The sequence below is a fragment of the Flavobacterium sp. JAS genome (genome assembly GCF_020991455.1).
In the GTDB taxonomy this organism is placed as follows: Bacteria; Bacteroidota; Bacteroidia; order Flavobacteriales; family Flavobacteriaceae; genus Flavobacterium.
In genome coordinates this window covers 176,294-189,032 of the sequence record NZ_JAJMOX010000013.1, presented here as the reverse complement: position 1 = coordinate 189,032, position 12,739 = coordinate 176,294, and the positions used below count along the sequence as shown (strand labels likewise).

Here is a 12,739-nt window from a genome sequence, read left to right as displayed (position 1 = left end):
AAGAAAAGCCCAATTTTGTTGGGCTTTTTTATTTTATTGACCAATAATGTTTATGTAGCGTTCCAGGCTTTCTTTTTCATTTTGTGCTATAAAAAGTAAAAAATCTTCTTTGTCGTTTTTGGTTTGTGCTTTTTCTAATGATTGATAATATTGCACTCGGGTTTCGTAATCTCCTTTTATGTTAGCTATTAAATAACCTTTTTGCATTAAAATTAAATTCATAACCAAACGTGAAGTTCTTCCGTTTCCATCAATAAATGGGTGAATTGTAACTAATCTTTCGTGCATTTCGGCTGCTAAAATGACAGGATGTAATTTGTTCTTATTGATTTCATACCAAATAAAATACTCTTCCATTTCTTTAGCAACCATAAAAGGTTGTGGAGGCATATGTGTACTTCCTTGAATCATGACTTGCACTTTTCTATAACGACCGGCGTCTTCTGGAATTATACCTCTTAAAATCAAATTATGGATTGATAAAAGATCACGCTCATTTAAAGAATTATTTTTATTCATTAAATCTTTAATGAAACCAATTGCTTCCTGATGGTTTATAGCTTCAAGATGTTCTCTCATACTTTTTCCTGAAATCGTTAAGCCTTCATTTATAACTAAATCGGTCTCACGGAGTGTCATTGTATTTCCTTCAATTCGGTTACTTTCAAAAGTATATTCGAGTTCAAGAGCCTGAGTAATTTTATAGCTATCAAATTGTCTGTAAGTGTCTAGTTTTTCTTTTAGAACATCAATTTCTTTTAAGATTTTTTCTAAAGTAGTTGATAATTTTAAGTTTGAAACTGTTTTGTTGTATTTGATTTCCTTTTCAGCAACTTCAAGTGCTTTTAATGCAAATTCATCGTCACCAATCTCATAAAGGATTTTTTCTTTTAACCAGGCAACCATTAAAGTTTCATAATCAATTTCTAAAAGCTGAGAGAGCTTAATAACCTGATCTTTGGTTGGTTTTCGCGAACCACTTTCAAATTTACTTATTAAGGCTTGATTTATGCCAAGAAGCTGTGCTACTTCGCGTGTTTTTAAGCCCTTTTGTTCTCTTGCATTTTTAAGAAGTGATTTCATTTTTGATAAACTATAAATTGTCTTGACAAAATTAGTCATAATTTTATAAAATAAAATAGCAATATCGAAATACTGCTTTTTTACTTATTTTTATTTTGGAGGTAAAGAACCGTCTTTTCTCATTTCTTTTACAACTGCTTGCATAATTGCGTCAACAGTTTGTCCTAAATCGGTAACATAATCAGATTTTGTAGTTCCGGTCCAGATTAGCTTATTTTCTTTTAAGGAGAAAATATTTGTTTCTACCATATATGAAGTTGTTTCCTGGTAATATCCCGGATCATAGAAATTTGGGGAATACATTCCGTACCAGTTTCCAAAACCATAACCATACATTCCGGTGTACATGCCATCAAATCCACCATAATACATTCCTGTGTAAGTTCCGGGAACATAGGTGGTTTCTTTGTCTGTACTTACTAATCGCATTGTAATTACACCATCAAAATTCTCGTCTTGTAAAATTTTTAATTTTTGTTCCTTAGTAAGTTGTTTAGTACTTTCGTTTAAATATTGGTAAGATGTTTTAAAAATAGGATTACTTGCTGCAATTCTATTTTCAGATACTCTTCTTGAAGCTTCATCTTTGACTAAAGCAACAACTAATACTTTTTTAAAGTGTTCCTGAGCCACGGTTATTTTCGGGTCTCTCCAACTGTTAATAATAGAAGTGTTACTACCACAACTTGTAAGTGCCAGAACGGCAATTAACAAAATTAAATATTTTTTCATATTTTAAGGTTGAATTGTTTGTAGTAAAAATAACAATAAAATATTTATAAATACTTCTTTAAAAGAAAATTAAAGAGATAATTTTTTAGTTGTAAGCTTTTTTTATTCGGTCTAAATCACGTTTAGTATCTTGTTCTTTAAGAGATTCACGTTTGTCGTAATTTTTCTTTCCTTTACAAAGGCCAATTTGCAGTTTTGCTAATCCTTTTTCGTTTGTAAACAATTTTAAAGGAACAATTGTGAGTCCTTTTGCCTGAACATTTTTGTGCAGCGTTTTTAATTCCTTTTTGTTCAAAAGTAATTTTCTCTCACTTCTGGACTTATGGTTGAATTGATTTCCAAAAGAATATTCTTCAATATAAGTATTGATAGCAAAAAGTTCCAGATTGCTAAATTCACAAAAACTTTCAGTGATATTGGCTTTACCCAATCGTATTGATTTGATTTCGGTTCCCGATAAAACAATTCCGGCAGTATACGTATCGATTATCTCATAATCAAAACGTGCTCTTTTATTAAGGATGTTGACTGTTTTTAACATAATGGCAAATGTAAAACAAAAATGAAAAACTTTAATGAGTTCTAAGATAATTAAAGTTTTTTTTTAATCTATGATTTTAATCATCTATAAGAAAAAAGCTTACCTATAAGTTTGTTAAATAATTTAAAACAAACTTACACATGAAAAAAATTTTAACACTAATTAGTATTGTATTTATTGGTTTAACTGCAAAAGCTCAAGATTCTAATCAAGGTTTAAAAGGAGCTTGGTTTGCAACATCTCAATTTGGATACCAACAAACAAAAATGGCTGATCTAAAAAATACAAATTTATCAGTTATACCAATTGTAGGTACATTTATTACGCCTTCAGTAGCAGTGGGAGCAGGTCTTGGTTTTATTAATATTAAGGCTGATTCGAAAGCAGGAACTGCAGCAAAAACAGATTTAATAGTGATTCAGCCATTAGCAAGAAAATATTGGAATGTTGCTGGTTCTCTTTATTTCTTTGGACAACTTGCTGTTCCAATTATTACTGGAAAAGAAAAAGAAACTGATTTAAAAGTAAATCAGCTTGGTTTGTCTGTATCAGGCGGATTTGATTATTTCGTAACGAAAAACTTCTCAGTTGAGTTTTCTTATGATTTAGCGAATTTTACATCAACTACAATTGATCCTAAAGATGGTGAAAAAACTACAGTAACGAATTTTGGATTGGCACACGTAGCAAATGTTGACCCTTTTTATAATACAGCTTTAGCTGGAAGTAATCCAAATTTAACATCTCCGCTTTCTGTTGGATTTAAATTTATATTCTAATATATAGTGGATTGATTTAGATTTCAATTTACTAATTTTGTAAAAAAGAAAGACCGTACTTTTTTTAAAGCACGGTCTTTTTAATATTATTTAAAAAGTATAAAATGCAGAATCAATCTAAAGATCCTTTACACGGAATTACACTTCAAAAAATCTTAGAATCATTAGTTGATTATTATGGTTTTGATACTTTAGGAGAATTAATTCCGATAAAATGTTTCATATCAAATCCTAGTATCAAATCAAGCTTAACTTTTTTAAGAAAAACCGATTGGGCTCGAAAAAAAGTAGAAGATTTATATCTTAAGTCCTTACCTAAGTTTACAAAATAATTACAATTTATAAGAAATCATAACACCGCCACGGTAAGGAAGCCATTCTCCACTTTTATTCCAATTTGCTGCTTTTTCGTATCGACCAGGAGTTCCGTCGTTGTAATATCCATGGTAAAAACCTTGATGCCAACCACCGCCTGCAAAAACGTCTAGTAAAAATTTATCACTTAATTTGATATTATATCCAACTGTAACACCTAATCTGTATCCGAAGCCATGTTCGTATTTATTAGTGTCCCAATAATTCCATTTTTGTATTTTATAAACATCAGGTCCAGCATGTCCACCTACATAAAAGCCATTATATTTTTCTTTAAAATGATAACGAAGTTCTGGAGTTAATGTATAAAATTCCATTGGGCTATGACCGTCAAAAGACTGCCAGAAAGATGCCATAACATCAACACTAAAAGTCAATTTTTTTCCAATACTAGTTTCAATCCCAACATTTGGTATTGCTAATAGCGCAGTTGCTGCATTAAATTTAATAAAAGTTTGACTTTGAGATTGGATAGAAAAGAAAAGAACGAGTAGGATTAAAAATTTTCTCATAAAATTGATTTACGTGGTATTTAAAATAAGGCTTTATCGCTTATTTTGCGTGCAAATATAACGGAAACCAATAATACCTATTGCCTTAGTACTTTAATTTAACAGGAATATTTTTTGGACAACTACTTTTGGAATTACTTACTATTTAATAATGAGTAGATTACAGAATCTAAAAAACGACCTTCGTAAAATAGAACTTCTTTAAGATGCGCTTCTTTTACAAAACCACATTTTTGCAATACTTTTTCAGAAGCAAAATTTTCAGGATCAATAACAGCTTCTATGGAATGTAGTTTTAAATCTTCAAAACCATATTTTATTAATTGATTTACTGCTTCTGTGATGATACCTTTACCGTGAAATTCAGGTAGTAAGATATATCCAATTTCGGCACGGTGATTTTCCGGTTGCATTCTGTAATAACCAATAATCCCCAGTAGTTTAGTATCGTCCTTTAAGGTGATTCCCCAATTGATTCCAATGTTTGTGTCGATTTTGTCTTCAATCTCAGCAATAAGCTTCAGGGCATCATCTGTACTTTTTGACAAAGGTCTAGGGATGTATTTCATGTTTTCGGGATTTGAGCGTAATTCGAAAACTTCATTTACATCATCAGTTGTAACTCTTCTTAATAATAAACGTTCCGTTTCTATAACTGGAAATGGAGTAAAATTAAATTCTAGCATTTCTTTATGATTATAATATTTGTATACTAAATTTTGCCTGGAAAATTTGACTACTATCCAAAATTAAAATTCCTTCCTTTTTTAACAAATCACCAGAGTTTTCGGCAGTGTCAGAATATCCCAACCACGGTTCAATGCATATAAATGGCGCTTTGTCTTTAGTCCAAATTCCTAAACTAGGAAAATCTTCAAAAGCAACTTTTATATAAGGTTTTGAATTTTCAAGAATTGTAAGTGAATTTGATTCTAATGTTTTGAAGATTAACGCATCATTTTCAAATAATTTATAGCTTAAGGGAACTAAATTGTCAGAAGTTTCTAAAACCTTAGTTTTGTTTGAGATTAAATCATTTTCTAAAAGATAATATTTCAGGACCTCTTTCTTTTCGAATTCAAAAGCATAATTTTCAAAAGCTTCGGGTAAAGCTACCGCAGGATGAGCTCCGATAGAGAAAGGCATTTTAGTTTCTCCTTTATTAATTACTTTATATTCTATATCTAATGTTGTGTCATTTAAAGTATAGCTAAGTTGTAACTCAAATTGAAAGGGATATTTTTTTAATGTCTCTTCATTAGATTGTAATGAAAAAACAGCACTATTTTCATTTTTTTCTATCAATTGAAATTCCATATCACGGGCAAAACCATGACGGGGTAATTGATATTCAACGCCATTTATAGTATAAAGATTGTTTTTTAAAGTTCCGACAATCGGGAATAGGACAGGTGAGTGCTTTCCCCAGAAATCAGGATTACCTTCCCAGATAAATTCCTTGTTTTGATTGTTTTTTAAAGAAAATAATTCAGCTCCCGAGTGTTTTATTGATGCGCTTAATGTTGAGTTTGAAATAGTTGTATTCAAAGTTTTTATTATTGAAATGAATGAATTTTATAGATATGTAAATATATTTTATAAATTTTAGTTTTTTAGGAAAATGCTTAAAAATATTTTTTTGATAAAATTTTGCTAAAATTAAATTTATCTTTTAAGTTTTCTCTGTGCATAGCTTTTTTTTTCATTAATTTGCTACATAAACAGCTAAAAAATATGAAAAAGCATTCCTTTAAAGGCCTTTTAACCATGGCTTTCTTTGTTGGAATTTCTTCTGTTTGGGCGCAACAAACGCCAACAGGAACAGCAGTAAATCCAGTTAACAACTACAATTATCACGATGCGTTTGCACCACATTTTTACACTAAAAATGGTACATCAACCCGTTCGGCAAGTGGTCAGCCTGGTGTTGAATATTGGCAGAACAGAGCGGACTATCAATTAACCGTAAAATTAAACGGAACAACAAATGAAATTATTGGTACAGATGAAATTACATATACTAATAATAGTCCGGACAAAATGTCATTTGTTTGGTTAAACCTGGATCAAAATTTATTCAAACAAGATTCTCGAGGAAATGCTGTTGTGCCATTAACGGGAAGCCGTAACGGAGCTCAAGGTCAGGTTTTTGACGGTGGAAATAAGATAAAATCAGTAAAAGTAATTTCTATTGGAAAGAAAAAGGCAGAAGTTGATGCTAAATATGTAATTACAGACACCAGAATGCAAATTTTTCTTCCTGAAGAATTAGCGTCAAAAGGTGCAGCGGTAAAAATCAAAATAGAATTCTCTTTCATCGCTCCTTTTGAAGGATCTGACAGAATGGGAGTTTTGGAAACTAAAAATGGTAAAATTTTTACTATTGCGCAATGGTACCCACGTATGTGTGTGTATGATGACGTAAGAGGTTGGAACACGGCTCCTTATTTAGGTGCTTCTGAGTTTTATTTAGAATATGGAGATTTTGATGTAAAGATCACAACTCCTGCAAATCACTATGTTGTAGGTTCTGGAGAATTATTAAATGGAGCAGAAGTATTACCTGCTGAACAATTTAAGCGTTATAAAGAAGCATCTCAAAGCGATAAAACAGTTATGATTCGCTCTGCCGAAGAAGTAGCTGCAACTGCAAAAACAAATGCGACTGGAGAAAAAACATGGCATTATCAAATAAAAAATGCTCGCGATTTTTCTTGGGCATCATCTCCTGCTTTTATATTAGATGGAGCTAAAATTAACTTACCAAGTGGTAAAAAAGCATTGGCTTTATCTGCTTATCCGGTAGAAAGTGCAGGGCAGGATGCTTATGGACGTTCTACTGAATATGTAAAAGCTTCGATCGAGAATTATTCTAAAAGATGGTTTGAATACCCTTATCCGGCAGCGACAAACGTAGCAGGAAATGAAGGTGGAATGGAATATCCGGGAATTGTTTTTTGCGGATGGGAATCTAAAGGAAAAGACTTATGGGGAGTTACAGATCATGAATTTGGACACATTTGGTTTCCTATGATTGTAGGTTCAAATGAGCGTTTATTTGCATGGATGGATGAAGGTTTTAATACTTTTATAAATTCATTAAGTACCGCTGATTTTAATAAAGGCGAGTATAATGAAGAACCAACTGATTTGCATAAAAACGCAGAACCTTTTACAAGACCTGATCTTGAAACTATAATGAGTTCTCCTGATAATATGAAGGAAGCTAATATTGGTATGTTGTGTTATTTTAAACCAAGTTCAGGATTGATAATTTTAAGAGAACAAGTATTAGGGAAAGAACGTTTTGATACTGCTTTCCGTACTTATGTTGAGCGTTGGGCTTTTAAACATCCTCAACCAGATGACTTTTTTAGATCTATGGAAAACATAGCTGGTGAAGATTTAAGCTGGTTCTGGAGAAGTTGGTACGTTAACAACTGGCGTTTTGATCAAGGTATAAATTCAATTAAATATGTAAAAAACGATCCATCAAAAGGAGTTGTAATTACAGTTGAAAATTTTGATAAAATGCCAATGCCAATCGTTGTAGATGTTAAAACAAAAAGCGGTAAAGTTTCAAGAGTTACTGTTCCTGTAGAAGTTTGGCAGCGTAATAATGTATGGTCTTTCAAACATAATTCTACTGAGGAAATTGAAAGTATAACACTTGATCCTGATCACGTTTTTCCAGATCATAATGAAGCAAATAATATCTGGACAGCCGGAAAAGGTACAATAGAGAAAGATGTAATTTTAGATGGTTATTTAGGAACTTATTCAACTTCCAGAGCACCATTGAAAATTGAATTCACAGAAAAAAACAGTACTCTGAACGTTGAAATTACAAATTTCCCTAAGTTCACAGTGCATTCTGTTGTAAACGAAAAGGATACTTTTGAATCAACAAGTGCCGGATTAAAATTTAAATTTAATGAAGCAAAAACAAGCTTTGATATGATAGTTTTGGGTAACGGACAAACTATTCCGTTTACTAAGAACTAGAAATATAAAATACTAAAACATTTAAAACCCGATAGTTATTCTGTAACTATCGGGTTTTTTGTTTTACAAGTTTCAAGTTTCAAAAAAACTTAGAACCTCAGAATCTTAGCGACTTAGTAGCTTAAATAAAAATAACATTACATTAAAAAAATGTTAGAATTTTATTTTTTTGTTTTGTGAATAAAAAAATAGTGTACTTTTGCACCGATGAATAAAATAAGTTTACATATAACTTCTTTGTCACGGACAAACTCACCTGTAACTTCTCCCGAAGTACGGATACTATCTCTATAGTATTCACAGAGTTTTTCGCCGCGTATTTATTTATATTCATTTTTCATTTTGAAATCACATAATTTGTCCATTGGACAAACATATCCTAAAAGTATATATTATTTTCTGAATTTTCTAAATCAATGTTTTGATTTTGAGAATGTTACTGCTTTTTTGTCTATTTTTATTGGATTGATTTCTGGATTTCAAACTAAACAATACGTTTTAATTTTTAACTCTAACTTCAACTATTGAAATGAAAATCTCTATTGTTGTTACTCAGGAAGAACACTTCAAATTCGCACAGGAAATTTGCGATACAATAGAATCATCTGCCTTATTAAGAGGTACAGGGATTGCTAAAAGAACTCCTGAATACATTCAGAAAAAAATGTCGAGCGGTGATGCAATGATTGCTTTAGCAGATGGAAAATTTGCAGGTTTTTGTTATATCGAAAGTTGGCAACACGGAAAATTCGTGGCACACTCTGGCTTAATTGTTCATCCGGATTATAGAAGTTTAGGTTTGGCAAAAAAAATCAAATCAAAAGTTTTCGATTACTCGCTAAAAAGATATCCTGATGCTAAAATATTTGGTATCACGACAGGTTTGGCAGTAATGAAAATCAATTCTGATTTGGGATACAAACCAGTGCCTTTCTCTGAACTTACTACAGATCCAAGTTTTTGGTCAGGATGTAAAACCTGCACTAATTATGAAATTCTAAAAAGCAAAGAAAACAAAATGTGTCTTTGCACCGGAATGTTGTACGACCCAAAAGAAAAACAAAAAGATCCGCCAAGACACCCTTTCAACGAGGCTGTTTTAAGCAGATTAAAGAAAATTAAACAAGCCTTATTCTTAAATAAACTATTGTCGTTTATTTTTTTAACCTAAGAATAAATTAAAAAAGAAATCTCAAACTTGCTAAATACGAAAGTATTAGCCTAAATTATAAAAAATGAAAAAAGTTGTATTAGCTTATAGTGGAGGATTAGATACCTCGTATTGTTTGAAATATTTAAAAAATGAAAAAGGATACGAAGTTCACACCGTACTTGTAGATACAGGAGGATTTGACGAAGAAGAATTATCAGCAATTGAAGAAAGAGCTTACGAATTAGGAAGCGCACAACACGCAAACCTTACAATCGTAGATAAATATTATGATAAAGCTATAAAATATTTGATTTTCGGAAACGTATTAAAAAATAATACTTATCCGTTATCAGTGAGTGCAGAGCGTGTTTTTCAGGCAATTGAAGCCATAAAATATGCTAAAAAAGTAGGAGCAAGCGCAATTGCACACGGAAGTACAGGTGCAGGAAATGATCAGATTCGTTTTGATTTAATTTTCCAAACCATTGCTCCGGAAATTGAAATTATTACACCAATTAGAGATTTAAAACTTTCAAGACAAGAAGAAGTGGATTATTTGGCTCAAAACGGAGTTCATTATTCTTGGGAAAAAGCACAATACTCGATCAATAAAGGACTTTGGGGAACAAGTGTTGGAGGAAAAGAAACCTTAACTTCAAGCCAGCCATTGCCAAGTGAAGCTTATCCATCGCAATTGCAAAAAGAAGGCGAAGAAAAAGTGACTTTACATTTTGAACAAGGAGAATTAGTTGCCTTAAATGGTAAAAAAGATGTTCCGGAAAAGAATATTGTAAAGCTTGAAAAACTGGCAAATGCTTACGCAATTGGTAGAGATATTCACGTAGGTGATACAATTATCGGAATCAAAGGAAGAGTTGGTTTTGAAGCTGCTGCACCGTTAATTATCATCAAAGCGCACCATTTATTAGAGAAACATACACTTGGTAAATGGCAACAATATTGGAAAGAACAATTAGGAAACTGGTATGGAATGTTGTTTCACGAAGGTCAGTTTTTAGATCCTGTAATGCGTAACATCGAGACATTTTTGCAAGACACGCAAAAAACGGTTAACGGAACTGTAACGGTTTCATTAAAACCATATCATTTTTCGCTTGACGGAATTGAATCTAAAAATGATTTGATGAACACAGGTTTTGGTCAATATGGCGAAATGAACAATGCATGGACATCTGACGATGCAAAAGGATTTATTAAGATTTTAGGAAATGCACAAAACATATTTTCATCTGTAAACCACTTAGATTATGATTAATATCGGAATAATTGGTGGTTCGGGCTACACAGCCGGAGAACTTATCAGAATATTAATGTATCACCCCAATGTAAACATCGATTTTGTTTACAGCACAACAAATTCAGGTAAGCCGCTTTCTGTAGCGCACCAAGATTTGATGGGAGATATTGAAATGAATTTTACTGATGTTGTAAATCCAAATGTAAATGTTGTTTTCTTGTGTTTAGGTCACGGAAAATCGATTTCATTTTTGCAGGAAAATCAATTTGCAAGTCATACCAAAATCATCGATTTAGGAAATGATTTCAGATTGAACAAAGATGCTCATTTTGAAGGAAAAGATTTTATTTACGGTTTACCCGAATTGAATAAAGCAGATATTAAAAAAGCGAATTATATAGCAAATCCGGGTTGTTTTGCTACAGCAATTCAATTGGCTCTATTGCCATTAGCGAAACATGATTTACTGAATAATGATGTTCATATTAATGCCACAACCGGAAGTACAGGCGCAGGAGTTGGACTTTCAGAAACATCTCATTTCAGTTGGAGAAACAACAATATGTCGCATTATAAAGCTTTTGAACACCAGCATTTAGGAGAAATCGGTGAAAGTCTGGTTCAATTGCAGGAAGATTTCGAAAGTGAATTGCTTTTTATTCCAAATAGAGGAGATTTTCCAAGAGGAATTTTTGCAACCTTATATACAATTTCAGATGAAAGCCTGGAACAGACCGTTGCAAAATACCAGGAATTCTATAAAAACGAACCGTTTGTAACCGTGACAACGACAAATATCAATATGAAACAAGTCGTTCAAACCAACAAATGTATCATCAGTTTAATGAAAAAAGGAAACCGGATTTTGATTACCTCAATCATTGACAATTTAACCAAAGGTGCTTCAGGACAAGCCATTCAAAACATGAATTTAATGTTTGGATTAGAAGAAACCACTGGTTTACATTTGAAACCAAGCGGATTTTAGGAAAAATTTGTTTCAGGTTTAAAGTTTCAAGTTTCACGTTCTGTGCGTACTTGAAATATAAATACTGAAGCTTAATCTAGTTTCAAGTTCCAAGTTTCAAGTTCCACAAATAACTTGAAACATGAAACCTGAAACAAAATAAACAAAATAGACATGAATTTATTCAACGTATACCCACTTTACGATATAACACCTGTAAAAGCAGTAGATTGCACAATTACAGACAATAACGGAGTAGAATATTTAGATTTATATAGCGGACATGGTGTAATTTCGATTGGCCATACGCAACCTGATTATGTAGCCAAATTAAAAAATCAACTGGATCATTTAGGATTTTATTCGAATGCAATTCAGAATCCTTTGCAGGTAGAATTAGCTCAGAAATTAGGAAAACTTTCTGGATTAGAAGATTATGAATTGTTTTTATGCAGTTCTGGAGCTGAAGCGAATGAAAATGCTTTAAAACTAGCTTCTTTTCATAACGGAAAATCAAGAGTTGTAGCTTTTCATAATTCTTTCCACGGAAGAACTTCTGCGGCAGTTGCAGTTACAGATAATAAGAAAATCGTTGCGCCAATTAATGCACAACAAGTAGTTACTTTTTTACCTCTAAATCAAATCGAATTAGTTGAAGCAGAACTTGTAAAAGGAGATGTTTCAGCTGTAATTATCGAAGGAATTCAAGGAGTTGGAGGTCTGGACGAAGGAACAACGGAATTTTTTCAGGCTTTAGAAAAAGCATGTAAAAAACATGATGTTGTTTTGATTTTAGACGAAGTACAATCAGGATACGGAAGAAGCGGGAAATTTTTCGCTTTTCAGCATCACGGAATCAACGCTGATATTATTTCGGTTGCAAAAGGAATGGGGAATGGATTTCCGGTTGGAGCCATTTTAATTTCGCCAAAATTTGAAGCAAGTTTTGGATTATTAGGAACCACTTTCGGCGGAAGCCATTTATCTTGTGCAGCAGGAATTGCGGTTCTTGACGTAATCGAAAAACTGAAATTACAAGATAATGTAAACGAAGTTTCGGCTTATTTCACAGAACAAATCAAACAAGTTCCGGGAATCAAACAAGTAAAAGGAAAAGGTTTAATGCTTGGCGTTGAATTTGATTTTGATGTTTCGGCTTTAAGAAAAAAACTAATTATCGAGAAACATATTTTTACAGGAAGCGCAAACAACAAAAATCTATTAAGAATTTTGCCGCCGTTGACTGTGAAAAAATCAGATATTGATACTTTTATTGTAGCTTTAAAAGAAAGTTTAGAAGAGCTTCAAAATTAAGTTACCATATACTGTTAATT

Annotated in this window: 13 protein-coding genes; 7 read left to right on the top strand and 6 right to left on the bottom strand. The window is 32.2% G+C overall.

Translation table 11 applies throughout. The features are described from left to right. Positions 1 to 33: 33 nt before the first annotated feature. The 3 genes from LPB88_RS19845 to smpB all read right to left on the bottom strand — a co-directional run bounded on the left by LPB88_RS19845 (position 34) and on the right by smpB (position 2,356). A complete protein-coding gene (locus LPB88_RS19845) occupies positions 34 to 1,083 on the bottom strand; it encodes a Fic family protein (protein WP_230717417.1) in 1,050 nt (349 codons plus the stop codon). Between the two features lie 90 nt (positions 1,084 to 1,173). After that, positions 1,174 to 1,815: a hypothetical protein gene (locus LPB88_RS19840; protein WP_230717416.1), complete on the bottom strand. Its 642-nt coding sequence runs from the start codon at positions 1,813 to 1,815 to the stop codon at positions 1,174 to 1,176. Positions 1,816 to 1,900: 85 nt separating this feature from the next. Next, entirely contained in the window at positions 1,901 to 2,356 is a 456-nt protein-coding gene (smpB, locus tag LPB88_RS19835) for an SsrA-binding protein SmpB (protein WP_099711846.1), read from the bottom strand. 140 nt (positions 2,357 to 2,496) lie between these two features. Here smpB and LPB88_RS19830 point away from each other — a divergent pair, with 140 nt between their 5' ends. Continuing rightward, positions 2,497 to 3,135, top strand: a complete 639-nt coding sequence (locus LPB88_RS19830) for a porin family protein (protein WP_230717415.1) — start codon at positions 2,497 to 2,499, stop codon at positions 3,133 to 3,135. Positions 3,136 to 3,239: 104 nt separating this feature from the next. Beyond that, entirely contained in the window at positions 3,240 to 3,467 is a 228-nt protein-coding gene (locus LPB88_RS19825; protein WP_230717414.1) for a VF530 family DNA-binding protein, read from the top strand. Here the strand turns inward: LPB88_RS19825 and LPB88_RS19820 are convergent, their stop codons facing one another. The 3 genes from LPB88_RS19820 to LPB88_RS19810 form a co-directional block, all read right to left on the bottom strand. After that, positions 3,468 to 4,022, bottom strand: a complete 555-nt coding sequence (locus LPB88_RS19820) for a DUF3575 domain-containing protein (RefSeq protein ID WP_230717413.1) — start codon at positions 4,020 to 4,022, stop codon at positions 3,468 to 3,470. It abuts the gene before it with no gap. Between the two features lie 134 nt (positions 4,023 to 4,156). Continuing rightward, positions 4,157 to 4,708 carry a GNAT family N-acetyltransferase gene (locus tag LPB88_RS19815; RefSeq protein WP_230717412.1) on the bottom strand — a complete coding sequence of 184 codons (552 nt, stop codon included), beginning with the start codon at positions 4,706 to 4,708 and terminating at the stop codon, positions 4,157 to 4,159. 10 nt (positions 4,709 to 4,718) lie between these two features. Beyond that, complete coding sequence (locus LPB88_RS19810; RefSeq protein ID WP_230717411.1) at positions 4,719 to 5,570, bottom strand: aldose 1-epimerase family protein; 852 nt, start codon at positions 5,568 to 5,570, stop codon at positions 4,719 to 4,721. Positions 5,571 to 5,756: 186 nt separating this feature from the next. On the opposite strand from LPB88_RS19810, the gene LPB88_RS19805 reads away from it, so the two are divergent. From LPB88_RS19805 to LPB88_RS19785, 5 genes are all read left to right on the top strand, one after another. After that, positions 5,757 to 8,027 (top strand): M1 family metallopeptidase, encoded by a 2,271-nt coding sequence (locus tag LPB88_RS19805; RefSeq protein WP_230717410.1) that lies wholly within the window; start codon positions 5,757 to 5,759, stop codon positions 8,025 to 8,027. A gap of 529 nt (positions 8,028 to 8,556) precedes the next feature. Beyond that, on the top strand, positions 8,557 to 9,198 hold the full coding sequence (locus tag LPB88_RS19800) for a GNAT family N-acetyltransferase (protein WP_089350989.1): 642 nt from the start codon (positions 8,557 to 8,559) through the stop codon (positions 9,196 to 9,198). A 64-nt stretch (positions 9,199 to 9,262) separates the two neighbouring features. After that, positions 9,263 to 10,456, top strand: coding sequence for an argininosuccinate synthase (locus tag LPB88_RS19795; RefSeq protein ID WP_230717409.1), 1,194 nt, complete (start codon positions 9,263 to 9,265; stop codon positions 10,454 to 10,456). Beyond that, positions 10,449 to 11,426: an N-acetyl-gamma-glutamyl-phosphate reductase gene (gene argC, locus LPB88_RS19790; RefSeq protein WP_230717408.1), complete on the top strand. Its 978-nt coding sequence runs from the start codon at positions 10,449 to 10,451 to the stop codon at positions 11,424 to 11,426. The genes LPB88_RS19795 and argC overlap by 8 nt, the downstream gene beginning before the upstream one ends. 153 nt (positions 11,427 to 11,579) lie before the next feature. Beyond that, the gene (locus LPB88_RS19785; RefSeq protein WP_230717407.1) at positions 11,580 to 12,719 is read left to right on the top strand and encodes an aspartate aminotransferase family protein; all 1,140 of its coding nucleotides are present in this window, start codon (positions 11,580 to 11,582) and stop codon (positions 12,717 to 12,719) included. The last annotated feature ends 20 nt before the right edge of the window (positions 12,720 to 12,739 follow it).

Excerpts from the sequence above, each read along its gene's own strand:
- LPB88_RS19845 (WP_230717417.1), bottom strand. The coding sequence starts at position 1,083 with ATGAAATCACTTCTTAAAAATGCAAGAGAACAAAAGGGCTTAAAAACA.
- LPB88_RS19840 (WP_230717416.1), bottom strand. The coding sequence starts at position 1,815 with ATGAAAAAATATTTAATTTTGTTAATTGCCGTTCTGGCACTTACAAGT.
- smpB (WP_099711846.1), bottom strand. The coding sequence starts at position 2,356 with ATGTTAAAAACAGTCAACATCCTTAATAAAAGAGCACGTTTTGATTAT.
- LPB88_RS19830 (WP_230717415.1), top strand. The coding sequence starts at position 2,497 with ATGAAAAAAATTTTAACACTAATTAGTATTGTATTTATTGGTTTAACT.
- LPB88_RS19825 (WP_230717414.1), top strand. The coding sequence starts at position 3,240 with ATGCAGAATCAATCTAAAGATCCTTTACACGGAATTACACTTCAAAAA.
- LPB88_RS19820 (WP_230717413.1), bottom strand. The coding sequence starts at position 4,022 with ATGAGAAAATTTTTAATCCTACTCGTTCTTTTCTTTTCTATCCAATCT.
- LPB88_RS19815 (WP_230717412.1), bottom strand. The coding sequence starts at position 4,708 with ATGCTAGAATTTAATTTTACTCCATTTCCAGTTATAGAAACGGAACGT.
- LPB88_RS19805 (WP_230717410.1), top strand. The coding sequence starts at position 5,757 with ATGAAAAAGCATTCCTTTAAAGGCCTTTTAACCATGGCTTTCTTTGTT.
- LPB88_RS19800 (WP_089350989.1), top strand. The coding sequence starts at position 8,557 with ATGAAAATCTCTATTGTTGTTACTCAGGAAGAACACTTCAAATTCGCA.
- LPB88_RS19795 (WP_230717409.1), top strand. The coding sequence starts at position 9,263 with ATGAAAAAAGTTGTATTAGCTTATAGTGGAGGATTAGATACCTCGTAT.
- argC (WP_230717408.1), top strand. The coding sequence starts at position 10,449 with ATGATTAATATCGGAATAATTGGTGGTTCGGGCTACACAGCCGGAGAA.
- LPB88_RS19785 (WP_230717407.1), top strand. The coding sequence starts at position 11,580 with ATGAATTTATTCAACGTATACCCACTTTACGATATAACACCTGTAAAA.